Below are 26,404 nucleotides of genomic sequence, written 5' to 3'. Positions count from 1 at the left end.
GCTTTTTGGTGCTTTTCGCCATCCATTCGAGCATCTGGGAGTGAGTAATTACTCATCAAGCAACCTAAAAACCCTATTTGGCAACGTTCCCGACAACGTTTGCATAAAATAATCCGAGTTAATTCTGTGGTTTCTGGCTGATTACGGCAACCTTATGAGAGAGGTGCGTGCTAACTCACGCCCGTTGGTTCTTCGACAAATCTAACTTTCCACCCAACCCCTTTCCTCATGAAAAACTGGTTACTACTTATGGTGCTGCTGCTCGGCCTAGCCGGGCAGGCCTGGGCCCAGCAGGCTCGGCAGCTCACCGGACAAGTACTTGATGAAGCCTCGGGCCAGGGCTTGCCCGGCGTGACAGTAGTGGTGAAAGGCACCACCATCGGTACCGGTACCGATGCCAACGGGGGATTTTCGCTGAGCCTGCCCGCCGGCACCGAGCCTACACTGGTGCTCAGCTACGTAGGCTACCTGGCTCAGACGGTGACCGTGGATAATTCCAATACGGTAAAAGTTCGGCTCAAAACCGACCAGAAGGCTCTGGATGAAGTGGTGGTAATCGGCTACGGAGAGGTGAAGAAAAGTGACGTGACGGGCGCCATCGTGTCGGTGAAGGAAGCCGACCTGAAGAAGATTCCGGCCGCCAACGTCATGGAAACTCTGCAGGGCCGCCTGCCCGGCGTGGATATCACCAGCGCCGGCGGCTCGGCCGGGGGAGCCGTCAACATTGCCGTGCGCGGCAACCGCTCTATTCTGGCCAGCAACGGTCCGCTCTTTATCGTGGACGGGGTGCAGTATAACTCCATCCAGGACATCAACCCCAATGATATCCAGAGCATGGAAGTGCTGAAAGACGCCGCTTCCACGGCCATCTACGGGGCCCGGGGCGCCAACGGCGTTATCATCGTGACCACTAAGAAAGGGGCGGCCGGCAAAACCACCATTTCCCTGAACTCTTACTACGGCATCACCGACAAGGTATACTACCCCAAGGTGAACAACGGGGCCGAGTACGTGGCCCAGAAGCGGGAAGCCAACCGCACTACCGGCAACTGGAGCAGCCCCGCCGACGACTCGAAAATCTTCACGCCGCTAGAACTGCAGGCCATTGCCAACGGCACAACCACCGACTGGGCCGACCTGCTGCTGCGCAACGGCGTGCAGCAAGAGCACCAGATTGGCGTAGGTGGTGGTTCGGAGAAAACCAAGTTTTACCTCTCCGGCGACTACTACAACGAGCAGGGCTTGTTCCGCAACGACAAGCTGAACCGCTATTCCTTCCGAGCCAACATCGACCAGGCCATCAACGACAAGGTGCGCATCGGCCTGCAAAACCAGCTCACCTACTACAACCTCGACGCCCGGCGCGACCCTACCAACCTGGCCAACAAAATCAACCCGCTGTTTACGCCCTACGACGCCAACGGCAACTTCGTAAACTACCCCAACAACGCGGCCTTCCTCAACCCGCTGGCCGACGAGCAGACCGACGCGTATTCCAACAACACCCGCCGGACCCGCACGTTCTCGACGGCCTACGTGAGCTACCAGATTCTGCCCAACCTGAACCTGCGCTCCAACGTGGGTTTGACGCTGTCGAATGAGCGCACCGGCATCTACCAGGGGCAGTACTCCATCGACCGGAACGGCCAAGTCAACCAGGCTTCCTACGGCACCGGCTTCGAAACCAACTGGAGCTGGGAAAACATCCTGAACTACAACAAGACTTTCGGGGACCACTCCATTTCGGCCACCGGCGTCACCTCGCTGCTGACGTTCAACCTGGAAAAATCGACGGCGCAGGGCCGCGGTATTCCGGTGCCTTACCAGCAGTATTACGCCCTGGCCAACGCCGCCCAGGTTGTGACACCCTACACCAACCTGACGCGCAGCAAGCTGCTCTCCCTCACCGGCCGGGTGCAGTACGGCTTCAAGAGCCGCTACTTGCTCACGCTGACTGCCCGCGAAGACGGCTCTTCTAAGCTCTACCAGGGCAACAACTTTGCCTTCTTCCCCTCGGCCGCCGTGGCCTGGCGCATCATCGACGAGGAGTTCATGAAAGGCCTAACGCCCGTAACTGACCTGAAACTGCGCGTGAGCTACGGTAAGGCCGGCAACTACGACGTGGACCCGTATTCATCGCAGAGCGTGCTGACGCGCATTCCCTACAGCTTCGGCGAAACCAGCGCCGCTGGCTATGGCTTCGACAAGCGCGTGGGCAACACCGAGCTGGGCTGGGAGATTTCCTGGACCAAAAACGTCGGCCTGGACTTCGGCCTGATCCGCAACCGCGTTACGGGCTCCATCGACGTGTACGAGACCATGACCAAAGACCTGCTGCTCGACAACTTCCTGCCCTCGACCACGGGCCGTGGCAACATCATCGAGAACATCGGGCAAACCCGCAACCGGGGCGTGGAAGTAGGCATCAATGCCCTGGCCGTAGAAACGCCCGACTTCCGCTGGAACGTGGGCGTGACCTGGTTTAAAAACCAGGAGCGCATCCTGGAGTTGGGTGGCGCCGACGATTTGGTCAACAACCGTTTCGTGGGCTACCCCGTGCGCGTGTTCTACGACTACGAGAAAATCGGCATCTGGCAAAACGACGAGGCCGACCTAGCCAAAACCTTCGGCCAGAAGCCCGGCCAGATTAAGGTGAAAGATATTTCGGGTCCCGACGGCGTGCCGGACGGCAAAATCTCGGCCGCCTACGACCGGCGCGTGCTCGGCTCGGCCGTGCCCAAGTGGAGCGGCAGCTTCAACAGCGACTTCAGCTACAAAGGCATCGACCTCTCGTTTCAGGTCTTTGCCCGCATCGGCCAGATGATCAACTACGAGTACGCCCAGATCTTCGACCCCCAGGGCATTGAGAACAGCGGCGTGCACAACTACTGGACCCCCGAAAACCCCAGCAACGAGTACCCCCGCCCCGACGCTGCCCTCTCGAAATCGACGATGCAGAACAGCCTCTACGGCACCACGCTGCAGTACCGCGAGGGTTCGTTTGCCAAGCTGCGCGGCGTAACGCTGGGCTACAACCTGCCCAAGGGCTGGCTGGAGAAAGTGGGCGTGGGCTCGGCCCGCATCTACGTGCAGGGCAAGAACCTGTACACCGTCAGCAAAATCGACAACTACGACCCCGAGCGGGCGGCCCCATCACGACGCCCATTCCCCGCGTCGTACTGGCCGGTATTAACCTGGGATTCTAAGGGTTAAGTTGCTAGTTGTCAGAAATTAAGCGTCATACTCAAAGACGAGCCTCATGAAATTCTCGAAATACATATATAGCACCCTGGCGGCCGTAGCGCTGGCCGGACTTACCTCCTGCGAAAAGCAGCTGGAAGAGTACAATCCCTCGGGCCTGACACCCGAATCGGTGTATACCACGCCGGCCGGCTTCGACAATCTGGTGAATGCCGCTTACTCCTATACCCGCTGGTGGTACGGCAAGGAAGACGGCTACAGCATGTCGGAAATGGGCACCGACCTGTGGCTGCGCGGGGCCGGCGACGTAAACCCCGACCTGACCGACTACACCACGCTGCAATCCAGCTCCCGGGCCGTGGAGTCGCTGTGGAGCAAGCTCTACATCGGCATCAACGTCTGCAACGCCGGCATCAGCCGGGTAGGGCAGTCGGGTATGAGCGACGCCACGAAGAAAGTCCGGGAAGGCGAGCTGCGCTTCCTGCGGGCCTTCTACTACTGGCACATCGTGGAAAGCTGGGGCGGTGTGCACTTCACCACTGCCGAAACCCTGGGCGCAGTCAAAACGGCCAACCGCACCCCGGTGGACGAGTTCTACAAGCAGATTTTCGAAGACTTGGCTATTGCCGTAGCCAACCTGCCCAACACGCCCCAGGTCGCCACCGAGTACGGCCGCGTGACCAAGCCGGCCGCTGAGGCCTTCCTGGCTAAGATGTACCTGACCCGGGGCGACAACCAAAAGGCTGCCGAGCTGGCCCAGAAGGTTATTTCTGGCTACAGCTTCAGTCTGCAGCCCCGCTACGCCGATTTGTGGTCGATGAGCAACCTGGAAAACAAGGAAATCGTGTGGGCCGTGAATTATTCCCGCGACCTGACCCTGAACGACCGGGTGGATGCCAACCTCTACCCCGACGGCCACTCCCGCGGGGGAACAACGGCCACCTGGTGTGGATGATGAAGTATGACGACCAGCCCGGCATGAGCCGCGACATTGCCAACGGCCGGCCGTTCAACCGTTTCATGCCCACCAAGTTCCTGCTCAACCTGTTTGATGAGACCAAGGACTCGCGCTACGCGGCTTCCTTCCGCACGGTGTGGCTGGCCAACACGGCCGTCACGACGGGCACCAAACCCCTGGCAGTAGGCGACACGGCTATTCTGGCAACTAAAAAAGTGGTTTCCACAGCTGTGCGCAACGCCAAAAAGTACCGCATCTACGACGTCAACGACATCTACAATGCCAACGGCACGGGCAAGAACCGCCTGCAGTACGTGTGCCTGCGCAAGTTTGACGACCCCACCCGGCCCACGCCCCAGGAAGAGCAGAGCGCCCGCGACGCCTACGTGATTCGCTTGGCCGACGTGTACCTGATGGCGGCCGAAGCTAACTTCAAGCTGGGCAATACCGCCGACGCCGTCAAGCAGATCAACGCGGTGCGGGAACGGGCTGCCCTGCCCGGCAAAGTAGCCGACATGCGCATTGCCGCCGCCGACCTCAGCCTGGATTTCATCCTGGATGAGCGGGCCCGGGAGCTGGCCGGCGAGCAGCTGCGCTGGTTTGATTTGAAACGCACGGGCAAGCTGGTGGAGCGGGTAAAGAAAAACAACCCCGAAGCCGGCGCCAGCATTCAGGACTACCACCTGGTGCGGCCGATTCCGCAGCGCCAGCTGGATGCCGTAACCAACAAGACCGAGTTTATCCAGAACCCCAACTATCGGTAGGAGCGAAGCACTGCAAGCAAAAGGCCCGTCTGGTATATCAGACGGGCCTTTTTTTATAAACTAGCGTTGCTTTCTACACCGCGTGACACTGCTCGCACACACCCGACATCAGGTAGTCGCGGTGAACGGCCTGGAAGCCGCCGGGCAGCTGCACGGCCGGAATTGCAACCTGGTTGAGGCAGTACGTGTGCTGGCAGACGGAGCACTTGAAGTGAACGTGGTCGTCGGCGTGGGCCTGCTCGGTGCAGGTGGCCGAGCAGGCGGCGAAACGGATAACGTCGGAGCTGTCGAGCACCCGGTGAATAACGCCCTTCTGCTCGAAGGTGCGCAGGGTGCGGTAGAGGGTAATCCGGTCGGTGTCGGCTTCCAGCGCCTGCTCGATGTCGTTGCTGGAAAGGGCAAAGGCCTTGCTGAACAACACGGCCAGCACCGCCCGGCGCATGGGCGTCTGGCGGAGGCCGTGGCGGGCGAGAGTCAGCGAAATGTGGTCGGGAGTTGCCATGAAGTTTCCAAAAGTACGAGGTTGGCACCGAAGCGCGAATGCACCGCCCGGGAGTAATCCGGCCCCGGAGTAACAACGCTACGGCCAAAAAGTGCGCACAGTGGCTGACATGCCGAATTTCGCCATCTTAGCCAGGCGTTCAGCGGCCCAAAGCTCTGCCGCGAATAACTATCCAAGCCCTATTTTTCTGCTATGTCCCATTCGTCCGCCACTGCCCCGGTTTCCGCTACTGCTGCCGTTGTCCCCGAGCCTCGCACTGCTACGCTGCCCGGCCGCCTGCTCTCGCTCGACGTGTTTCGGGGCTTACCGTCATGGCCATGCTGCTGGTAAACAACCCCGGCGACTGGGGCCACATCTACGCCCCGCTGGCCCACGCCGAGTGGCACGGCTGCACGCCAACCGACCTGATATTTCCCTTTTTCCTGTTTATCGTGGGCGTGTCCATCGTCTATGCCCTGGACTCGGCCCGGCAAGTCACGCCCCACGGGCCGCTGCTGCGGCGCATTGCGCGGCGGGCGGCGGTGCTGTTCGGGCTGGGTTTGTTTGCCTCCCTGTTTCTTGATTGGGACCTGAGCACCGTCCGGATTCCGGGCGTACTGGCCCGTATTGCCCTGGTGTTTCTGGCCTGCGGAGTGCTGTTCGTGAAAACTACCTGGCGGCAGCAACTGGCCGTATTGGCCCTGCTGCTGGTGGGCTACAACGTGCTGCTGCAGCTGGTCCCCGTGCCCGGTGTGGGAGCCGCTAACCTAGAGCCGGCCACCAACCTGGGCGCCTGGCTCGACCGGCTCGTGCTAGGCGAGGCTCACCTCTGGAAGGAAAGCAAAACCTGGGACCCCGAAGGCCTGCTCAGCACGCTGCCGGCCGTGGGAACAGGCCTGCTGGGTTTGCTGGCCGGGCAGCTGCTGCGCCTACAGCGCCTGGACGCAGCTTCGCGGGTAGCCTGGCTCTTTGTGGCCGGGGGCGCGGCCCTGCTGCTGGGACTGGTGTGGAATAGCTGGTTTCCTATCAACAAAAGTTTGTGGACCAGTTCCTTCGTGCTGTATACCGGCGGCATTGCGGCCCTAACGCTAGCCGCCTTTTACTGGCTGATTGACGTGCAGAACTACCGCCGCGGCCTCACGCCCTTCGTCGCTTTTGGCGTGAATGCCATTACCGCCTTCTTCCTCTCCAGCCTGCTGGCCCGTGGCCTGAACCGGTGGCAGGTTACGGGCCAGCAGGGTCCCACTGGCCTGCAGAACTGGCTCTACCAGACCTTCTTCGTGCCCTACATTGCCGACCCCTACCTGGCTTCACTGGCCGGCGGCCTGGCCTGCGTGCTGATCTGGCTCGGGGTGCTCTGGGTGATGTACCGGCGCGGCATCATCATCAAGGTCTGAGCATAGCGTGGCCCGGCCCGGAGCTGTCTACGCCGTTGGGGCCGGAGCCTTGGGCAGGGTTTGGGCCAGGGTGATAAGCTTTTCCTCCAGCTCCTGAGCAGCTAGCACGCACACGGTTTCTATCTTGGCATACAGGGAATTAAGCGTCGTCATGGTTTCTTCACTGGCCCCGTCGCCCACGTCGGTCGGTATCAGATTGACGGCCAGGGCCTGAATGGCTTTAGCCTTGTCCTCAAACTCCGGGTTCATGCCCATGGTGGCAAAGGTGGGAATGATGGAGTGCGTCGCCATTTTCAGGGCAATCCACTGCTTCTCGTCGATGGCCTTTTTCATGGTCTGGACCAGCTGCGGAATCTCCTGCAAATAGAGCCGGATCATTTCGGCCATGCGCGCGTCGCTCTTGGTAATGCGCTTGAGGTAGTCGAAGTTGACATAGGTCAGCGCCTGGGTTTGCAGATCTTCCCGGGTGAGCATGTCCGCTGTCTTGTCGTGGTCGGAGTTCTGCAGGTACTTTATAATCTTGCTGTAGAGCAGCTTGTCGTCGATGGGCTTGGAGATGTAGTCGTTCATGCCCACGGCCTTGCACTTCTCCACGTCTACCGTCGTCACGTCGGCCGTGAGTGCAATGATGGGCACCTTCAGGTTCAATTGGTTACGGATGTACTCGGTGGCTTCGAAGCCGTTCATTTCCGGCATCTGCAAGTCCATCAGCACCACGTCGAAGCTGGTTTTGCGCAGCTTCTCCACGGCTATTTTTCCGTTGCCGGCCACTTCCATTTCAAAGCCGAAGTCCTCCAGTAAGGTTTTCATCAGCAGCTGGTTCAGGGCAATATCTTCCACGACCAGAATCCGCACGTCCTTGAAACCAGCTTCCAGCTCAATGTCGGGCGCCAGCTCGGCTTCGGCTTTTTCGTGGGTTTTGTCGAAGCTCAGAATAAAGCTGAACGTGGAGCCCGCGCCCACCTTGCTTTTCACGTTGATGGTGCCGCCCTGGGGCTCCACCAGGTTCTTGACAATGGCCAAGCCCAAGCCTGTGCCGCCGTAGAGCCGGCTCGTGCCGCTGGTGGCCTGCTGAAAATCGTCGAAGACGGTGCCCAGCTTGGACTCCTCGATGCCGATGCCAGTGTCGGTGACGGCAAACTCCAGGATGACCTTCTCTGCATCCTGCACCAGCATCCGCACGCCCACGGTTATCTGGCCCTCACTGGTAAACTTGACGGCGTTGCTCACCAGGTTCAGAATCACCTGGTGCAGGCGCACCGGGTCACCGACCAACACCTCCGGAATCCGGGAGTCGTAGTCCATCACCAGAGCCAGGTTTTTCTCCTGAATCTTGGTTTCGAACAGGTGCACCATGGCCGTCACGGAAGCCGAAAGCTTGAAGGGCACCTTCTCGAAGGTCATCTTGCCCGCGTCCACCTTGGCCAGGTCCAGAATGTCGTTGATGAGCACAATCAGCGTGTCGCCGCTGAGCTTGATGGCCGTCAGGTATTCCTTCTGCTTGTCGGTCAGCTCGGTTTTGAGCACCACCTTCGTGAAGCCGATAATGGCGTTCATCGGCGTGCGGATTTCGTGGCTCATGTTGCTCAGAAACTGCTGCTTGGCTTTCACGGCCGTTTCGGCAATGGCCGTGGCGGTTTCGGCCTTGGCCTGGGCTTCCTCGGCCAGTACGGTGGCCCGCTCAGCCGCTATTTTGGCCTCGGTCAGCTCGGTGGCAATGCGCTTCTGGTCGGTTACGTCCCGGGCCACAATCACAACGCCGAGCACCGTGCCCTGGTCGTTTTTGTACACTGAGCCGTTGAAGAGGACGTCAGTCAGCTTGCCGTCCTTGTGGCGCAGCGTCAGGGGTGAATCGGCCACGGTGCCTTTGGCAAACACCTCCTGGTACACTTCCCGGGCCATTTGCGGGTCGGTGAAGTACACGAAGAAGTCGGAGCCGATGAGCTGCTCCCGGTCCATGCCGGTGATGTTGACCGTGGCCAGGTTCATGTCCGTTATTTTGCCTTCCGGACTAATGGTCACCAGCGGGTCGCGGCTGGCCTCGATCAGGCCGCGGGCGTAGTTAGCCACGCGCAGCTCGGCGGCCCGCTTTACTTTCTCATCGTTCTGGAAGGCCAGCTCTTTGTTGGCCAGCACGAGCTCGGCGGCCCGCTTTTCCTTCTCATCATTCTGGAAAGCCAGCTCAATATTGGCAATGCTGAGCTCGGCAGCCCGCTTTTCCTTCTCGTCGTTCTGAAACGCTAACTCCTCGTTGGCTACACTAAGCTCCTGGGCCCGTTTCTCTTTCTCGTTGTTCTGAAAGGCCAGCTCCTCATTGGCAATGCTGAGCTCGGCAGCCCGCTTCTCCTTCTCATCGTTCTGAAACGCCAGTTCTTTGTTGGCAATACTTAGCTCCTGGGCTCTTTTCTCCTTTTCATCGTTCTGAAACGCCAGCTCGGTGTTGGCAATGCTCAATTCCTGGGCCCGCTTTTCCTTTTCGTCGTTCTGGAACGCCAGCTCCTCATTGGCAATGCTCAGTTCCTGCGCCCGTTTTTCTTTCTCGTCGTTCTGAAAGGCCAGTTCCTTGTTCGCAATGCTGAGCTCAGCCGCCCGCTTTTCTTTCTCATCATTCTGGAACGCCAGCTCCTCGTTGGCGATGCTCAGCTCATCGGCCCGCTTTTCCTTCTCATCATTTTGAAAGGCCAGCTCAATATTGGCAATGCTGAGTTCGTCGGCCCGCTTTTCCTTCTCGTGGTGCTGAAAGGCCAGTTCTTTGTTGGCAATACTTAATTCGGTAGCCCAGTTTTTCTCGGCAATTTCCCGCATCACGATTACCGCTCCCAGCAGCTCGCCCTGGTCGTCCTTGTACATCGAACCGTCGAAGAGCACCTCCGTCAGCGTGCCGTTGGTGTGCAGCAGGGTAAAGGGCACGTTGGAAACGGCCCCGCCGGCTACTACCTCCGCGTACACTCCCCGCACCAGCTCGGGCTCCGTGAAATAAGAAAGGAAATCGGAGCCTACTAGCGTGTCGCGGCCGATACCTGTAATCTTGACGGCCGCCTCGTTGGTATCCATGATGGTGCCCTGCAGGTTGACCGTAACCAATAAATCCTGGCTGGCTTCAATCAACCGGCGGTACTTCTTTTCGCTTTCCTTCATAGTTCTGGTCTTACAGTCTCAGCAGCAGCATTCTTGCAATTGCCCGCTGGCAAAAAAGAGAACTGGGTCGTCCGGAAAAAGCGTGGTGTGTCGTAGTTTAGTGCAAACTACGAGCGGCTACTTTCTTTGTAGAAGTTTGAGAACCATGTAAGGTACTCATTCTGCAGGCAAGAAAATTTATATTAGCTGAGTGGCTGTTGCCAGCACGATGAAGCAGGTGCCGCAGGAAAGAAAACTTCCGGCTTAATAGCAACTCAAGCAGTATCTTGCACCCGCTTAAAGCACCTGGTTGCTTTACCCGATTTATTCGCTGTGCCGCCCTGGGGTGGGTTATAAGCGCCAACTCGCTTTTTTCATTTGGAACGGGGCCGCCTCAACGGGCCGTCTGTCAATCCTGCTTACTTTATTTACCGTGCGTATCTTGTTTCCCCTGGCCGTAGCAGCCTTACTGCTGACCGCCCCGGCCGTGCAGGCCCAAACCACTACACCTTCGCCAACGGCTACTAGCACGCCGGCCCAGCGCAAAGCCGCCGAGGCACTGCTGAGCACTATGCAGGTCGAGAAAACCCTGGTGACGGCCATCGACCGGGTGATGACCATGCAGATTCAGCAGCGTCCGGAAATAGCGCCTATGGAGCCGGAAATGCGGGCTTTCATGACCAAGTACATGAGCTGGTCGTCGCTGAAAGACGAAATGATCAGCCTGTATGCCGCTGAGTTCAGCGAAAAGGAGCTGCAGGAAATGACCAAGTTCTACGCCACCCCACCGGGCAGAAGTTTGTGTCGAAGCAAGGCTTCCTGATGCAGGCCGGCATGGAGCTGGGGCAGCGCCGGGTGCAGGAAAACCTGCCCGAGCTGCAGCGGACCCTGGAAGCCAAGATGAAAAGCCTGGAGCAGAAGTAACGGCTTCCTGTCACAAACCATAACGGCCGGCGCCCTGCTTATGCGGAGCGCCGGCCGTTATGGTTTGTGGTATTTACACTGCGGGAAATTCGTAGCCGGCGAAGTCCTGGCGGAGCTTGGTTTTGAGCAGCTTGCCGGTGGCGGTGTGGGGCAGCTGGTCCACAAATTCTACGGCGTCCGGCTTCCACCAGTGGGCCACTTTCCCCTCGAAGAAGTCGAGCAGCTCTTCTTTGCTGACCTGGGCTTCGGGCTTCCGCACCACCACCAGCAGGGGCCTTTCGCTCCACTTCGGGTGGGGCAGGCCGATGACGGCCGCTTCGGCCACGCCGGGGTGGGCCACGGCCAGGTTCTCCAGATCAATCGAGCTGATCCACTCCCCACCCGACTTGATGACGTCCTTCGAGCGGTCGGTGATGTTCATAAAGCCGTCGGCATCAATGGTGGCCACGTCGCCGGTGCGGAACCAGCCGTCGGGGGTAAACTGCGCGCGGTTATCGGACTCGTAGTAGCCGCCGGCCACAAAGGGCCCGCGCACGAGCAGGTCGCCGAAGGCTGTGCCGTCGTGGGGCAGCTCCCGGCCCTCGTCGTCCACGATTTTCATGTCGATGCCGAAAATGCTGCGGCCCTGCTTGGTGCTGATGGCAAACTGCTCGTCGGGGCTGAGTTGGAGCTGGTTGCTTTTGGGTGTATTGACGGTGCCCAGCGGGGAAGTTTCGCTCATGCCCCAGGCGTGGCGGATGCTGACGCCCAACTCCTCGTCGAAGGCCTTGAGCAGGGCTGGCGGGCAGGAGGCCCCGCCCACTATCATCTTGGTAAGGGTGCGGAAGCGGGCCTTTTTCTCCCGCATAAAGGTGAGCAGGCCAAGCCAGATGGTCGGCACGCCGGCTGAGAACGTTACGCCTTCGTTTTCGAACAACTCAAACAAGCTGGCCGCGTCGAGGCCGGGGCCGGGCAGCACCAGCTTGCAGCCTATCATGGGCGCCAGGTACGGGATGCCCCAGGCGTTGACGTGGAACATGGGCACTACGGGCAGAATCACATCGCGGGCCGAGCAGTTGAAGCAGTCGGGCAGGCCGGCGGCGTAGCTGTGCAGCACGGTGGAGCGGTGGGAGTAAAGCACGCCCTTGGGCTGGTCGGTGGTACCGGAGGTGTAGCAAAGCGAGGAGGCGGTGTTCTCATCGAAAGTGGGCCACTCAAACTCGGTGCGGTGGGCGGCCAGTAGGTCTTCGTAGCAGCGGATATCGGGCAGGGCGCTGGCCTCGGGCATGTGGGCGCGGTCGGTCAGCAGCACCCAGCCTTCCACCTTCGGGCAGTGCGGAGCCAGCTTTTCTACCAAAGGCAGAAAGGTCAGGTCGAAGAAGATAAACCGGTCGGCGGCGTGGTTGATGATGTAGATGAGCTGCTCGGCAAACAGGCGGGGGTTGATGGTATGACACACCGCCCCGATGCCCGACACGCCGTAGTACAACTCGAAGTGGCGGTGGTTGTTCCAGGCCAGCGTCCCGATTCGGTCCCCGTTCTGCACGCCCAGCTCGGTTAGGGCATTGGCCAGCTGTTTGGCCCGCTGGTGGGCGGCGTGGTAGGTGTAGCGGTGGATGCCGCCCTCGGTCAGGCGCGTCACGATTTCAGTGTCGGCGTGCCATTTGGCGGCGTGCTGCAAGAGCCCTGCAATGCGCAGGGGCTCGTTCATCATTAATCCGTGCATAGTGTTGGGGTGGGGTAGGGTTAATGTGCGGATGTGCTAATATGGAGAATGTGCTGATGCTTTCCGTGTCATGGCGAGCAAAGCGCGGCCATCCGTCCTCTGAAATGTGCGGAGTAAACGGAAGTGAAAAGCCCTTTACTCCGGCTGGAATAAAGGGCTTACTAGGTAAAGAGCGTGACTACCTGCGCAGCGGACGGATTGCTTCGGCTAGCGCCTCGCAATGACACTGGGAGATAGGGCGGTTATGGGAGCTTGTACCAAAGCCCGGTGCCATCTTCCTCGAAGCCGACTATCCCCTCGTTTTTCGCCAAATAGAGCGTACGGACTACTTTAGCGCGGCGTGTTGAGCGGCTGTTTTCATCCGTAGAGCGGGATTTCAGCACTTCGGGGTAGGTACGGGGGCCAAGCGTCAGGTTGAGGACCACAGTCAGGTCCAGGTAGGCATAGTCCTTAGGAGCGCCAAATATGATTTCTTGTAGGGGAAAGGAGAAATATATTGGATGCCAGCCCAGAAGTAGGTAGCCGCCAGAGAAGGTGAATTACTTGATCCTGCCGGGTACAAGCCTATCCTAAGCAAACGAATCTGGTGCCGGATTGAATCGGTGATGGTGGTAACCAGGGTGCCGCCCACGGTGCTAGATTTGGTGATGTAGTCGAACTGGATAGAGTCGGTGCGCTCGGCCAGCACGTTAAACTGCTGTTTCCGGTCCCTCTTTTTGGTAAACAGCCCGAGACTATACTCCACCATCTCCTCGTTTACCTCCGTGATGCGGTAGGTGCGCACCTTGCCATCCTTGGCGTGGCCGAAGCGCAGCACATCGCCGATGCGGTAGGGCTGCCAGGCTAGCTGGTCGGCCGACATTCTATACTCCGGGTCCGGCTCCGACTCGCGGGAGCAGGCAGTAAGCAGGAAGGCCGCCAAGCCAGCGATAGGTAGCAGGGTAGGAAGACGCATCATAAAAGGATTAGTTAAAAAATAGGCAAAGAACCGACAATAAGCCTGGGTAGGATCCGCAACCCGTGCCAAAGGTTGCATAGGTCTTGGTTTTGGTGCTTACTCCTCCACTGTCGTCTCCACTTGCTGCTTTTGCGTCTTACGAATACTTTCCAGGGCCACCTGCAGAATATCAGTGCGCACGTTCAGCTCGCCGAGCTTGTTGTTGCGCCGGGTCGGATTTACGCGGTTGGAAAGAAAGACGTACACCAACTCTTGCTCAGGGTCGACCCAGAAGAAGGTGCCGGTGAAGCCCGAGTGGCCGAAGCTGCTGGCGGAAGCGTCGTGGGCGGTGTTGCCGGCGGGCTGGGCGGCTTGGCGGTCGAAGCCCAGGCCGCGGCGGTTGCCCTGGTCGCAGAACTGGCAGCGGGTGTACTCGGCCAGTATTTCGGGCTTCAGGATCTGCTGGCCGCCGTACTGCCCTTTCCAGGCGTAGGCCTGGGCCAGCTTGGCTACGTCGTTGGCGTTGCCAAACAGGCCGGCATGACCGGAAAGGCCGCCCATCAGGGCCCCGCCTTCATCGTGTACGGTGCCGTGGAGCTGCTGGCGGCGGAATACGGAGTCGTACTCGGTGGGGGCCACGCGGCTGCGCGGGAAGCGGCGGGTAGGGTTGAAGCCCAGGGTAGTAGCGCCCAGCGGGCCATACACTTGCTGCTGCAGAAACTGGTCGAAGGGCTGGCCGGTGATGCGCTTGACCAGCAACGGGTAGAGGTAAAACGACAGGTCACTGTACACGTAGCCGGGCTTGTCATTCAGAGGCGACTCGCCAATTTGCTTTACCAGTTGCTCGGGCAAATCCTTGCGACCCCAGAGCTTGGTCGCTACCTGCAACGGGAAGCGGGCCGAGGAGTCGGGGCGGAAAAAGCGGCGGCTGAGCCGGGCATCGGGAGCCGGTTTCTTGTTCGGGTCGGGTTTGCGGAAGCCGGCAAACAGCCCGGCGAAGAATCCTTTAGGCTGGGTGTAGCCCTGCCAGAACGAAATCCAGGCTTTCAGGCGGGCCTGGTGGGCCAGCACGTCGCGCAGCTTCAGATCCTGCTTGTTGGTGCCCTTAAATTCGGGGAAGTAGAAGCCCAGGGTTTGGTCGGGGCTGAACTTACCCTGTTCCTGGAGCTTGAGCAGGGCCGGAATGGCGGCCGTGGCTTTGGTCAAAGAAGCCAGGTCGTAGAGGTCCGTGTTGCGCACCGGGCGGCTGGGCTTGCCGGCCTGGGCGGGAGCATCGGCAAAGCTGAAGGTGCCGTAGCTTTTGCGCAAGACCACCGTACCCTGGCGGGCAATGAGCACCTCGCAACCAGGCATGGCGCGGGCGGCCATAGCCTTGTTTACGATGGAGTCGACGCGGGCTTCGAGGGTATTGCTCATGCCCGCGTCCTCGGGGAAGCCGTAGCGCAGGCGCTGCCCGCCCTTGGTGGTCAGGCCGTAGCCGCGCACGTACTTGTCGGTCACCGTTACCGGCAGCTTACCGCTGGCCCCGATGCCGCCGAAAATCACCTGGGCCGTTATTTCCTGGGCGTTGCGGCTTTCCTGGTAGGCTAGCAGCACGGCGTCAGCCCGGTCCAGGTCCCGAATTTTGGCCACGGCGTAGGCGTTGCCAAACACGCTGACGATGACGCGCTGCTTGGCGCTGGTCAGTTCGCGCAGCATCAGGTTGGTTTCGGGCGTCACGCCGAAGTTGGTAGCCGGCAGGCGGCCCAGATTATTGACGCCCACCAGCAGAGTGTTGTAGTGCTGCAGGGTGGTCCGCATCTGGGTCATCTCGTCCAGGGTAGCCGTGGCCGACAGCCAGTAGTGGTCCACGGTAGCGTAGTCGGCCGTGAGGCGCTGGAAGTCGGTGGTGTCCTTGGTGCCGATGGTGAGCGTGGCCAAGCGCAGGGTGTCGAGGCGCTGCAGGGGCAGGAAGTTTTTTTGGTTGCGCAGCACCGTTACGCTCAGGCTGGAAAGCTTCTGGCTCAGGGCCTGGGCATGCACCGGGTTGAGGTCCTGGTAGAGGGTACGCAGCTCGATGGGGCGGTACTTGTCGAGGCCAGCCCACTGCTTCAGGGCCAGTACTTTGCGGCAGCGGGCATCAATATCTTCCTGCTTGAGCTGCCCGGCGTTGATGGCCGCCCGCACCATTTTTAGGGCCAGGGGAATGTTCTTAGAGAACTCCAGAATGTCGTTGCCGGCCAGCAAGGCGCGCAAGTCGGCCTCGCCGGGCGGGTACTTATTGATGACGCCCTTCATGTTCATGGCATCCGTAAATATCACGCCCTGAAAGCCCAGCTGCTGCTTAACCATGCCCGTCACTATGGGCTTAGACAAAGTGCTGGGCATGCCCGTGGAGTCGAGGGCCGGGATGTTGAGGTGGGCAATCATGATGCCGCCCAGGCCCCGCCGCATCAGGCTGTGGAACGGGAAAAGCTCCAGAGTATCGAGCCGGCGGCGGTCAACGCGCACCAGGGGCAGGGCCAGGTGGGAATCGGTGTCGGTGTCGCCGTGGCCGGGGAAGTGCTTGGCCACGGCCAGCACGCCCGCGTCCTGCATGCCGCGCATATACAGGTAGCTTTTCTCGGTCACGTTTTCGCGCTGCTCGCCCCAGCTGCGGAAGCCGATGACGGGGTTGGCCGCGTTGTTGTTCACATCCACCACCGGGGCAAAGTTGACGTGCATGCCCAGGCGCTTAAACTGGCCAGCCACTTCCTTGCCCATGTCGTAGAGCAGCTGATTGTCGCGGATGCCGCCCATGCTCATCTGATAGGGAAACCGCACGATGCTGTCCAGGCGCATGCCCGCGCCCCATTCGGCGTCCATGGCCACCAGCAGGGGGACTTTGCTCTGGCTTTGGTAGCGGTTCAGCAGCTTGCTCTGCCGCACCGGCCCGCCCTGGAAAAAGATGAGTCCGCCGATGCCGTACTGCTGAATCAAGGCCGAAACCGAATCCTCGTCAATCCGCTTGCGGTTGGAGTAGGCCGCCACCATAAACAGCTGAGCCACGCGCTGGTCGGGCGTGAGCGTCTTCATCACCGAATCAACCCAGCGCGAGGAGCTAAGCTGAGCCGCGAAGGGCACCGGCTGCGCCCCGCGCGCTTTAACCGGGGCAGCGGCTTTGCCGGCAACCGTTTTAGCCGGTATGGTCGCCGGAGTTGGCTGGGCCGCGGCCGTCTTCCGGGCTTTAGCCTTGGCGGCGGCCGCCTGCGCTTCGCGGTAGTCGAGGATTTCCTGTCGCCGCCGGGCTGCCGCGCTTAGTTTGCCGCGCTTGGCTGTCGTACGGGAGGTTTTCTTGGTAGCGGAAGATTTTTTGCGGCTTTGCGCGGCGGTATCCGGAGCATGAAGTAAGGTCAGGAGCAGCCAAAAAAGCGGAAAGAAGCGGAGACAAGTCAAAATAGGCGCAGAACTAGTGGAACGGCGAATTTACGGGAAAGCGCAACTTACCACTTGCCGGGTAGCACCGCCCACCGCCGCTGCCCGCCGGCTACGGAGCTGCCGCTAGCTGGGCCCGGGGTTAACAATACCCTGGTTTCCAGAACGCAGCCCGAATATGCCTTTTTAAATACCTGACAGAAAGTATTTTATTATTGCGTCTATAGACGCAATTTAAGTAGCCTTTTTTCGATTGGCACCGTACATTTAGAAGGAACAGGATTCTGGAAAGGCAATTAGCCTTTTTAACTGATTGACCGGCTAGCTTCCTGTTGCTCTGCCCTTTCTAGTAGCCTTCGTTGCTTCCCGTTGCAACGCCCCGTGCCCCGATTTACACCAGTTGGCGGCCCTGCTCTATTGCCACCCCGCGGCAGCATGCCGCCCCACTGACTACCTATTGCAACTATTGCCTGCAGGCAACCCCTCCGGGTTGTCGACCTGGCTGTGCTATGTCCTATCCACTACCGCCGAAGTTGTCGGCCGAATCTGGTTTTTGTTGCCGCTTGCCAGAAGCAGCCCACCTATTGCCGCAACCCGCTTTCTATTCACTCTATTCTTTCACCACTTCCCATGAAAACCCTGAAAACCAACCCCACCCGCCCGCGCCACGCGTGGGTGAAATGCCTGCTGCTGGGCCTGGCTACTACCGGCAGCCTGAGTGCTATGGCCCAAACGCAAACGGCGGTGCAGCAGTACGGCCAGCTGAAAGTAGTCGGCAGCAAGATTGTCGACAAGAATAACCAGCCCGTGAGCCTGGCCGGCAACAGCCTGTTCTGGAGCAACGACGGCTGGGGCGGCGAGAAGTACTACACGGCCAACACCGTCAGCTGGCTTAAAAACAACTGGAACGCCAAGGTGGTGCGCGTGGCCATGGGCGTCGAGGACGCGGGCGGCTACATCAGCAACCCGGCCGGTAACCGCCAGAAAGTGAAAACCGTGGTAGATGCAGCCCTGGCTCAGGGCTTGTACGTCATCATCGACTGGCACTCGCACCACGCCGAAAGCTACCAGAGCCAGGCCATTGCTTTTTTTCAGGACATGGCCCGCACCTACGGCAATACGCCCAACGTTATCTACGAAGTGTATAACGAGCCGCTGCAGGTGTCGTGGACGGGCGTTATCAAGCCGTATGCCGAGGCCGTAGCCGGCGCCATCCGCGCCATTGACCCCGACAACCTGATTATCGTGGGCACGCCCACCTGGTCGCAGGACGTGGACGTGGCGGCAGCCAGTCCCATTACGCGCTACTCCAATATTGCCTACACCCTGCACTTCTACGCGGCCTCTCACAAGCAGAGTCTGCGCGACAAAACCCAGGCGGCCCTGAATCGGGGAGTGGCAGTGTTCGTGACCGAATACGGTACCACCGAAGCCTCGGGCAATGGCTACGTGGATGCGGCCTCCACCCAGGAATGGATGAATTTCCTAAAGCAAAACAGCATCAGTCACGCCAACTGGGCCTTCAACGACAAGGCCGAAACCGCCTCGGCCCTGAAGCCCGGCACCAGTTCCACCGCGGCCTGGTCGGATAGCTACCTGACACAGTCGGGGGCCCTGGTGAAAGGCTACATCCAGAACTGGAACGGCACCACCAGCGGCGGTGGGGGAGGCGGAGTCGTAACCCCGCCGCCAACTACCAGCGGCACCATCGTGCAGGCCGAAAGCTACAACGCCATGGCCGGCGTGCAAACCGAAACGACTACCGACACTGGCGGCGGGCTGAACGTGGGCTGGCTGGACCCCGGCGACTGGATGGCCTACACCGTGGACATTCCCACGGCCGGCGACTACCTCATTCAGTACCGCGTGGCCAGCGCCAGCGGCGGGGGGCGCATCAGCCTGGAGCAGAACGCCGGTACCACGCAACGCGGTACGGTAAACGTGCCGGCCACCGGTGGCTGGCAAACCTGGACTACGGTTTCGCACACGGTTACGCTGCCCGCAGGCCGGCAGGATATTGCCATTGGCGTACCGGCCGGGGGCTTTAACCTTAACTGGTGGAGCTTCGCGAAAGTAACCACCAGCGCCCGGCAGGCGGCCGCCACCGAAATGCTGTACCCCAACCCGGCCCAGAAGCAGCTTACCGTAGCCCTGCCCGCGTCCTCGGGCTCGGTGCAGGTAGCTATTCTCGACGGGCAAGGCCACGAAGTAAGTCAGCGTCGGGTGTCGGGCGCCGCAGCTGGCCAGCAGCTGCAGCTCCCGGTGGAAAGCCTGAAGCCGGGCGTGTACCTGGTCCGCATTGTCAGCAACGGGCAGGTCGAAACCCACCGGTTTGTAAAGGAGTAAGCGGTACCAGTACCTAAAAAAAGCCTGCCGGAAGTGTTCCGGCAGGCTTTTTAAGTTTTATAGTCGCCCTACAACACGCAGGCCCGGAAAAGGAAATAGATGAAACCCCGATGCCTGGTCACCAAAACCCCGACCTATAGTTACCAAAATCCCGATGCGTGGTCCCACTCGTCCGCGGTGTAGCCCCAACGATCCGCGGTGTGGCCTCATCCGTCCGCGGCCTGGCCCCGGTCGTCCGCGGTGTAGTCTCGATGCTCCGCGGTGTAGCCGTAGTGGTTCGCGGTGTGGTCCCGGTCGTCCGCGGTACAGATTTAATGCTCCGCGGTGTAGCCCCGGTCGTCCGCGGTACGGACGCAACGCTCCGCGGTATAGTCACAACGTTTGACCGGCGGTGAGAAATTGGGTCTGACCCCGCGTCCCCGCCGCTAGTTGACCTCGATTTCCTGGCTATAGAATTCCTGGTCGTCCTCGCCTTTCAGGGCTGCCGTGACCAGCAGCTTTTTGCCCTGCTGCCGGAAGCGCAGCACCCCGTAGTGCTTCTGATTTACCAAGGGGCCTACCCGGTACTGGTTGGGCTCCCCCGCGTTTTGGGTGGCCGAGTGGGTCAGGCCGCTGGCCGTAATTTCGTAGATGGGCTGAGCCCGGCCGGCCAGGGTTATCTTCGACATCTCCCCGATGTGCCGGTCGCCGCTGAGCAGGATTACCCCCTTGGCCCGGCTCGATACCAGCAGGCTCAGCAGGCGTTGGCGAGCGGCCGGAAAGTTGGCCCACTTCTCATAAGGATGCTCCTGGGCCAGAAACTGGATGCCGCTGCCGATGATGTGCACGTCGGCGTCGGAGCCGGTGAGCTGCTGCTTGAGCCACTGCCACTGGTCCGCCCCCAGAATGTCGCCGGTGGGGCTAGGCAGGTAATTGCGCGCAAAGCCGCGCTCCAGCGGATCCAGGAAATAGCGGTTGTCGAGCAGAATGACTTTCACTTTTTTCTTGCCGAGGCGGTAAGTGTAGGCCGCATACAAGCCCTGCTGCTTTCGGCGGGCACTTTCCCTCGGCTCCTGCAGAAAATCGAGGGCCAACTGCTGGCTCTGCTGCTTAAACGGGTACTCCTTGCCGGCATCGTTGCGGCCGTAGTCGTGGTCGTCCCAGGTGCCGATAATATTAGGCACCTGCTGGCGGAACTGCCGGTAGCCGGGCTGGTTGAGCTGGGCAATGTACTTGGCTTGCAGAGCCTGCATGTCGTTGGTGTCGCCGTAGATATTGTCGCCCAGCCATACCCACACGTCGGGTTTTTCGCGGCCAATAGCGGGCCAAAGCGGCTGCGGCAGCTCCACCCGGTTGCAGGAGCCAAAGGCCACGGTCAGCACTTTGGACTGCTGCGCCCGGGCCGGGGAGCCAGGCAGGAAGGTCAGCGCGAGCAACAAATACAGCAGGTGTTTCATGGCGCAAAGATGCCGTTTGTCGGCCGGCGGCGGTGTGAACAATGTGTTAAGTCCAGCAGTCAAGTCCGGTCAAGGGAACTATCCGGCAAAACTTTCCCTGTCGTAAGCCGAAGCGGTCCTACTTTTGCAAGGCCGCATACGCCCGCCGTTGGCTTGGTCGTTACCAAGGCCGGGGCGCCTGCCTCACGTACCTTTTTTCGCCGTTCTGATGACTTCTGTTGCTCTCGTTTCCGCCGCTGCCCGGCCCCGCCGGTTCCGGCCCACGTTTCTTTTAGTGCTGCTCGGGCTGCTCCTGGCCCAGTTTACCCAGGCCCAGCAGCTGCGGGGCGTTGTGCTGGATAAGGAGTCCAATCAGCCCCTGCCGTTTGCCAGCGTATCGGTGCCCGGTACCACGATGGGTACCACCACCAACACCGAGGGCGAGTTTACGCTGCGGGTTACCAAGCTGCCCATCACCCTGCTCATCACCGAGCTGGGCCACGTGCGCGACACGCTGCGCGTAACCTCGGCCGCCGAGCCCGTTCGGGTAGCGCTGGCCCCGGCTACCATCACGCTGCCCGAGGTGAAAGTAGGCAGCTACGCCTTCCGCCTCGTCGACCGGGCCTTCCGCCAGCTGCAGCGCAACTACAACCGCAAGTTCTACGGCAAAGCTTTCTACCGCCAGACGACCCGCATTGCCGGGGAGCCCACCGAACTGCAGGAAGTGGTCTGGAACGTGAAGTCGACCACGGCCCGCATCGAGGGCACGGCCATTGCCCAGGGCCGCTACGCCGCCAAAGCCAGCCTGACCAGCTTCAGCAACTTTTCCCTGTACACCAAGTCCTACGGCCTCTTCGACGCCAAGGCCGATACCACCAAGTCGCTGGCCCTGCTCAGCCCCAACGTGGTGAAAAACTACCTGCTGGAGCTCAAAGGCGTAGTGGCCGGCCCCGACTCGACCAAGGGTGGTATTGCCGAAATCGACTTCGAAACCCGCCCCGAGCTAACCAAATACAAGGCCCAGGGCACTATCTGGATTGACGTGGATAGCTACAAAGTGGTGCGCTACCGCATGAGCACGCCTAACTTCACGGCCACTACTTCCAACGCCAACCAGAAGTTCAGCAACACCAAGCTCGACATCGAAATGTCGTTTCAGAACACGGAGGATGCCGTAGCGCCGCTGGAATACATGAAGGTGAACCTGGCCGCCGATTTGACCTCACCCGGCAAGCCCGTCACCCCGCTTACCGTGTCGTCATTCACCTTCTTCTACGACACCAACACCACGCCTACCTCGATTCCCTACGCCCGCGTGAGCGTGGACGACCGGGACCTGGCCGCCATCAAGAGCATTAAGTACGACCCCGAATTCTGGGCCAACAACCCGGTGGTAAAGCGCACCCCGGTCGAAGACGAAGTAATTCAGTCGTTCGAAAAGAAAGGCGCTTTCGGAACCATGGTACCCAAAGCAGAGGCCAAGCCCGACGTACGCATCAGCAACGACGGCCGCATCATCAAGTAGCACCGGTCAACGGTTTCAAGCAAAAAAGCCCGGAAGTCGCTCCGGGGCTTTTTTGTTAGGTGAGCAGTAGGCTAACCTAGGGGTTGGTGCTCCACATGCCGGCCTCCTTGATAAAGATGCGGCGGTTAAGCTTGAGCTGGGAAATGATGAACTCGGCCAGGTCTTCGGGCTGCATTACCTTCTCGGGGTTGCCGTCGGTGAGCTTGTTATTGATGGCCAGCTCGGTAGCTACGGTGCTGGGCGTGAGGGCCGAAACCCGGATGTTCTGCTTACGCACTTCCTGCATCAGCGACTCGGTTAGGCCCAGGATGGCAAACTTCGAGGCGCTGTAGGCGCTGGTGGTAGCGGCACCGCGCTGCCCGGCCGTGGAAGCAATGTTGATAATGTCGCCCGTTTCTCGCGCTATCATCTGGGGCAGCACGGCCCGGGTGGTATAGTACGTGCCCAGCAGGTTCACCTGAATAATATGCTCCCACTCGGCCGGCTCCATATCTACCAGCTTGGCGAAGGTGCCGATGCCGGCGTTGTTAATCAGAATGTCGATGGTGCCTAAGTCGGCCAGGGCCTGGGCTACGGCGGCTTCCACGGCGGCCCGGTCGGCCACGTCGGCCACCACGACCAGGGCCCGGCCGCCCTGCGCCTCGATTTCCTGGGCTACAGCGCGCAGCTGCTCTTCCGAGCGGGCCAATAACGCCACCTGTACGCCTTCCTGGGCCAAGGCCAGGGCTACGGCGCGTCCAATTCCTTTTCCGGCGCCCGTTACCAGGGCAGTTTTACCGTTGAGTGCTTCCATTGCGGGTTGGGTGTGATGAGTAAATGGCTTGTATAACTCAGCACGGGCTTTCTGGTTGGGGCCGCGGCCAAAAAACAGTGTCCGTCCGGCGGGAGCAGCCCTATTTCAGCAGCAGCTCCATCTGAATGTTGCAGCGCTCATACGGGGAGGCGGGGCCCGACACGGTTTTGCGGAAACCCAGCTTGTGGTACAGATTCAGGGCCGGACCCAGCTTGGTATTGCTTTCCAGATACAGCCGCCCAGCGCCCAGCATAAGGGCTTTGGCCACCGCCGCTTCGCCCAGCCGCAGACCGATACCCAGGCCCTGCGCCGCCGGCGATACGGCCATCTTGGCCAGCTCGTACGTGTCGTCACTCATTTTAATCAACGCGCAGGTGCCCACGATCCGGCCTTCGTACTCGGCCAGCAGAATGTGCCCGCCGCGCTGCAGAATGTATTCGTCGGGGTGGTCCAGGGCCTTGAGGTCGGCTTCCTCTAGGCGGAAGTAGCGCTCAATCCACTCGGCGTTGAGCCCCTTGAAAGCCGGTTGGTGCTCGGGAGCGTAGTCGAGGATGCGGACCTGCCCGGCAATGCGCTGGTCGCGGATGGCCTTCACCCGGGTGGCCAGGCTGCGGCGCGACAACGCGTATTCCATTTCGCCAATAGCCAGCCAAAGGTTGTGCCGGGTTTCGGTCAGCAGCTCCTCGGTAGCCTGACGCACGTCGGTGGCTTGCTGCTGCAGGGCCGGCCACAGCTCGGTTCCGGTGGGCGTGAGGCTTACGATGCTGCGGCGCTGGTCAGCCTCGCCGCGCTGCACGCTCACCAAATCGTGCTTCGCCAGCTCTTTAAGCACCTGGCTAACTGCGGCGTGGGTATGGCCGATGCGCTCAGCAATTTCCCCAACGTGCAGCTCGGGCTGGGAGGCCACCGTGTAGAAAACGGGAAACCAGCGCGGCTCGAAAGGAACGTGATACAGCGCGTATACGGCCGCGGCCTGGCTGGTCATTTGCTCATTAAGGCGGCGCAGGCGGCTACCGAGAGCTGCCGGGCCAAGTTGCTCGAAGAAATCCATGCTGCAAGTGTAAGGGTTTGTGTAAGTACTTACAAGTATTGAAAGAAGAAACTTGACAAGCCAGCTTGCTGCCTGATACAGCGCAGGAAGGAAAAGGCCGCGGTGGCAAAGACTCAACTGTAGTAGTTCTCAAAAGCTGGCCATAGCGCAGCTTTAGGCAGCTGGTTGCGTCTTTTCAAGCCAAACGCTTTACCTTCCTGACCTCAACTACCACACACATTCTCTCAGAATGAAAAAACTTGCTCTGGGCGGCCTGCTCGCCTGTGCGCTGCTGGCCAGCTGCAACCAGCAAAAGACCGGCGACCAAAACGGCACCACTACTGGCGCTGATGCCAACGTGAAAGACCTTAAGACGCTGTTCGAAAACTACTGGGAAGAGCAGGCCAAGCTGTTTCCGATGAGTGCCACGGCTCAGGGCGACAACCGTTACAACGACCAGCTGCCCAACGACCAGACCAAAGCCTTCCGTGACGGCCTAGGCACGTTTTATCAGCGCTACCTGACGCAGCTGGGCAAGTTCAACCGCGACGAGCTGTCGGCCAACGACCGGGTGAGCTACGACCTGTTTCAGTATGATCTGCAGATGCGCCTCGACGGCCTGAAACAGGGCATCCTGGTGGGCAGCGACTACCCCGGCAGTTGGATGATTCCCTTCAGCCAGTTTGGCGGCCTGCCTATTTCGCTGGGTCAGTACGGAGCCGGCACGGGTATTCAGCCCTTCAAAACCGTCAAGGACTACGACAACTGGCTGGGCCGGGCCCACGGCTTCCCAGTATGGGCCGACTCGGCCATCAGCAACTTCCGCCAGGGCATGAAAGCCGGCGTGGTGCTGCCCCGGGCCCTGGTCGAGAAAATGATTCCGCAGATGCGCAACTTGGTCGTGACCGACGCCGCCAAGTCGCTGTTCTATGGTCCGGTCGACGCCTTTCCCAAGGATTTCAGCGTGGCCGACCGCAAGCGGATTTCTTCCGCCTACCAGGAAGCTATTCTGACCGAGCTTTCGCCCACGTATAAGAAGCTGGCTGACTTTCTGGAGAATGAATACCTGCCTAAGGCCCGCGCCACTACCGGCATCAGCGGTTTGCCCGACGGGGCTGCCAAGTACCGTTACCTAGTAAAATACTGGACGACAACGGACAAAACGCCGGAGGAAATCTACCAGACGGGCCTGGCCGAGGTGAAGCGGATCCGTTCGGAAATGGAGCGGGTCAAGACCCAGGTGGGCTTTAAGGGTGACTTGCCGGCTTTCTTCCAGTACATGAAGACCGACAAGCAATTCATGCCTTACAAAACGCCCGAGGATGTTCTGGGCGCTTTCCGGGGCATTCAGTCCCGCATCACGCCCAACCTGAAAAAGATGTTTGGGCGCACGCCCAAAACCGGCTTCGAGATTCACCAGACGGAGGCGTTCCGGGCAGCTTCGGCTTCGGCCGAGTACAACCAGGGCACGCCCGACGGCTCCCGTCCCGGCATTTTCTACGTCCCGATTCTGGACGCTACCACCTTTAATACCACCTCGGGCATGGAGTCGTTGTTCCTGCACGAAGCCATTCCGGGTCACCACTACCAGATTTCGCTGCAGCAGGAAAACCAGGATTTGCCTAAGTTTCGCCGCTTTGCCTGGTACGGAGCCATGGGCGAAGGCTGGGCCCTGTATACCGAAAGCTTGGGCAAGGAGCTAGGCCTCTACACCGACCCCTACCAGTACATGGGTGCGCTAGGTGACGAAATTCACCGCGCCATTCGTCTGGTGGTGGACGTGGGCATGCACACCAAAAACATGACCCGGGAGCAGGCCATCAAGTATATGATGGACAACGAGGCCATCAACGAGCAGGGCGCCACGGCCGAAATCGAGCGGTATATGGCCATTCCGGGGCAGGCACTGAGCTACAAAATCGGCCAGCTCAAGATTCGGGAGCTACGCGAGAAATACACCAAGCAGCTGGCGGCCGGAGCCTCGGGCAAGCTACGCGAAAAGTACCCGCACCAGAATGGGGAGCATTTCAGCCTCAGCGCTTTCCACGACGAGCTGTTGAAGGATGGCGTGATGCCCCTGCAGGTGCTGGAACGCAAGATGGACGACTGGGCCACGGACCAGAAATAACGGCATGGTACTCTACCAAACACAAACGGAAAGCCTCCCAGGCTTTCCGTTTGTGTTTATAAGCCATTTAGCCGAGTTGTCTTTGATAGGAAACAACCCGGGGCTGAACTTTGCTTAGGACATAGTACAAAAGCTAGAAAATTGTCGGGCTGCTTTTGAGCGGGCACAGTCAGGTATTGTTCACCTTCGAAGATAATTTAGAACGCTAGGATATTGCTAAATCATGGTAAATGGGCTCATTGTACTCCATGTCTGGCCAGTAGTAGTACGTTGTTTAGCGTTATATAGTG

General features: G+C 59.9%; 17 protein-coding genes and 1 pseudogene. 9 read left to right on the top strand and 9 right to left on the bottom strand.

What is annotated here, in order from left to right; translation table 11 throughout:
- The first annotated feature begins 228 nt into the window (after positions 1–228).
- The 3 genes from MUN79_RS25560 to MUN79_RS25550 are packed head-to-tail and all read left to right on the top strand — an operon-like array spanning position 229 to position 4,923.
- The gene (locus MUN79_RS25560) at positions 229–3,213 is read left to right on the top strand and encodes a SusC/RagA family TonB-linked outer membrane protein (RefSeq protein ID WP_244675322.1); all 2,985 of its coding nucleotides are present in this window, start codon (positions 229–231) and stop codon (positions 3,211–3,213) included.
- Positions 3,214–3,259: 46 nt separating this feature from the next.
- Positions 3,260–4,156, top strand: a complete 897-nt coding sequence (locus tag MUN79_RS25555; protein ID WP_244675321.1) for a RagB/SusD family nutrient uptake outer membrane protein — start codon at positions 3,260–3,262, stop codon at positions 4,154–4,156.
- Positions 4,153–4,923, top strand: coding sequence for a RagB/SusD family nutrient uptake outer membrane protein (locus MUN79_RS25550; RefSeq protein ID WP_244675320.1), 771 nt, complete (start codon positions 4,153–4,155; stop codon positions 4,921–4,923). Before MUN79_RS25555 ends, MUN79_RS25550 begins: the two co-directional genes overlap by 4 nt.
- Positions 4,924–4,996: 73 nt before the next feature.
- Here the strand turns inward: MUN79_RS25550 and MUN79_RS25545 are convergent, their stop codons facing one another.
- A complete protein-coding gene (locus MUN79_RS25545) occupies positions 4,997–5,425 on the bottom strand; it encodes a Fur family transcriptional regulator (RefSeq protein WP_244675319.1) in 429 nt (142 codons plus the stop codon).
- Positions 5,426–5,617: 192 nt separating this feature from the next.
- On the opposite strand from MUN79_RS25545, the gene MUN79_RS25540 reads away from it, so the two are divergent.
- Entirely contained in the window at positions 5,618–5,755 is a 138-nt protein-coding gene (locus MUN79_RS25540) for a hypothetical protein (RefSeq protein WP_244675318.1), read from the top strand.
- On the top strand, positions 5,743–6,801 hold the full coding sequence (locus MUN79_RS25535; RefSeq protein WP_244675317.1) for an acyltransferase family protein: 1,059 nt from the start codon (positions 5,743–5,745) through the stop codon (positions 6,799–6,801). The genes MUN79_RS25540 and MUN79_RS25535 overlap by 13 nt, the downstream gene beginning before the upstream one ends.
- Before the next feature lie 27 nt (positions 6,802–6,828).
- Here MUN79_RS25535 and MUN79_RS25530 read toward each other — a convergent pair whose 3' ends face one another.
- The gene (locus MUN79_RS25530) at positions 6,829–9,939 is read right to left on the bottom strand and encodes a PAS domain S-box protein (RefSeq protein WP_244675316.1); all 3,111 of its coding nucleotides are present in this window, start codon (positions 9,937–9,939) and stop codon (positions 6,829–6,831) included.
- A gap of 550 nt (positions 9,940–10,489) precedes the next feature.
- On the opposite strand from MUN79_RS25530, the pseudogene MUN79_RS32100 reads away from it, so the two are divergent.
- Positions 10,490–10,842 (top strand): annotated as a pseudogene (locus tag MUN79_RS32100) (DUF2059 domain-containing protein).
- A 73-nt stretch (positions 10,843–10,915) separates the two neighbouring features.
- Here the strand turns inward: MUN79_RS32100 and MUN79_RS25520 are convergent.
- The 4 genes from MUN79_RS25520 to MUN79_RS25505 form a co-directional block, all read right to left on the bottom strand.
- A complete protein-coding gene (locus tag MUN79_RS25520; RefSeq protein WP_244675314.1) occupies positions 10,916–12,547 on the bottom strand; it encodes a 3-(methylthio)propionyl-CoA ligase in 1,632 nt (543 codons plus the stop codon).
- Positions 12,548–12,789: 242 nt separating this feature from the next.
- A complete protein-coding gene (locus MUN79_RS25515; protein ID WP_244675313.1) occupies positions 12,790–12,972 on the bottom strand; it encodes a hypothetical protein in 183 nt (60 codons plus the stop codon).
- A gap of 2 nt (positions 12,973–12,974) precedes the next feature.
- Entirely contained in the window at positions 12,975–13,505 is a 531-nt protein-coding gene (locus MUN79_RS25510; protein ID WP_244675312.1) for a hypothetical protein, read from the bottom strand.
- Positions 13,506–13,601: 96 nt separating this feature from the next.
- Positions 13,602–16,898 (bottom strand): serine hydrolase domain-containing protein, encoded by a 3,297-nt coding sequence (locus tag MUN79_RS25505; RefSeq protein ID WP_244675311.1) that lies wholly within the window; start codon positions 16,896–16,898, stop codon positions 13,602–13,604.
- A 609-nt stretch (positions 16,899–17,507) separates the two neighbouring features.
- On the opposite strand from MUN79_RS25505, the gene MUN79_RS25500 reads away from it, so the two are divergent.
- A complete protein-coding gene (locus MUN79_RS25500; RefSeq protein WP_244675310.1) occupies positions 17,508–19,223 on the top strand; it encodes a cellulase family glycosylhydrolase in 1,716 nt (571 codons plus the stop codon).
- 425 nt (positions 19,224–19,648) lie between these two features.
- Here the strand turns inward: MUN79_RS25500 and MUN79_RS25495 are convergent, their stop codons facing one another.
- Positions 19,649–20,659, bottom strand: coding sequence for an alkaline phosphatase D family protein (locus tag MUN79_RS25495; RefSeq protein WP_244675309.1), 1,011 nt, complete (start codon positions 20,657–20,659; stop codon positions 19,649–19,651).
- A gap of 208 nt (positions 20,660–20,867) precedes the next feature.
- Here MUN79_RS25495 and MUN79_RS25490 point away from each other — a divergent pair, with 208 nt between their 5' ends.
- Positions 20,868–22,163, top strand: coding sequence for a carboxypeptidase-like regulatory domain-containing protein (locus MUN79_RS25490; protein ID WP_244675308.1), 1,296 nt, complete (start codon positions 20,868–20,870; stop codon positions 22,161–22,163).
- A gap of 76 nt (positions 22,164–22,239) precedes the next feature.
- Here MUN79_RS25490 and MUN79_RS25485 read toward each other — a convergent pair whose 3' ends face one another.
- Positions 22,240–22,956, bottom strand: coding sequence for a 3-ketoacyl-ACP reductase (locus tag MUN79_RS25485; protein WP_244675307.1), 717 nt, complete (start codon positions 22,954–22,956; stop codon positions 22,240–22,242).
- 100 nt (positions 22,957–23,056) lie between these two features.
- Positions 23,057–24,007 carry a bifunctional helix-turn-helix transcriptional regulator/GNAT family N-acetyltransferase gene (locus tag MUN79_RS25480; RefSeq protein ID WP_244675306.1) on the bottom strand — a complete coding sequence of 317 codons (951 nt, stop codon included), beginning with the start codon at positions 24,005–24,007 and terminating at the stop codon, positions 23,057–23,059.
- A 229-nt stretch (positions 24,008–24,236) separates the two neighbouring features.
- On the opposite strand from MUN79_RS25480, the gene MUN79_RS25475 reads away from it, so the two are divergent.
- Positions 24,237–26,114, top strand: a complete 1,878-nt coding sequence (locus tag MUN79_RS25475) for a DUF885 domain-containing protein (protein WP_244675305.1) — start codon at positions 24,237–24,239, stop codon at positions 26,112–26,114.
- Positions 26,115–26,404: the final 290 nt, after the last annotated feature.

This window comes from Hymenobacter cellulosilyticus, assembly GCF_022919215.1.
Taxonomy (GTDB): Bacteria; Bacteroidota; Bacteroidia; order Cytophagales; family Hymenobacteraceae; genus Hymenobacter; species Hymenobacter cellulosilyticus.
This window is presented reverse-complemented; position numbering and strand designations above follow the sequence as displayed.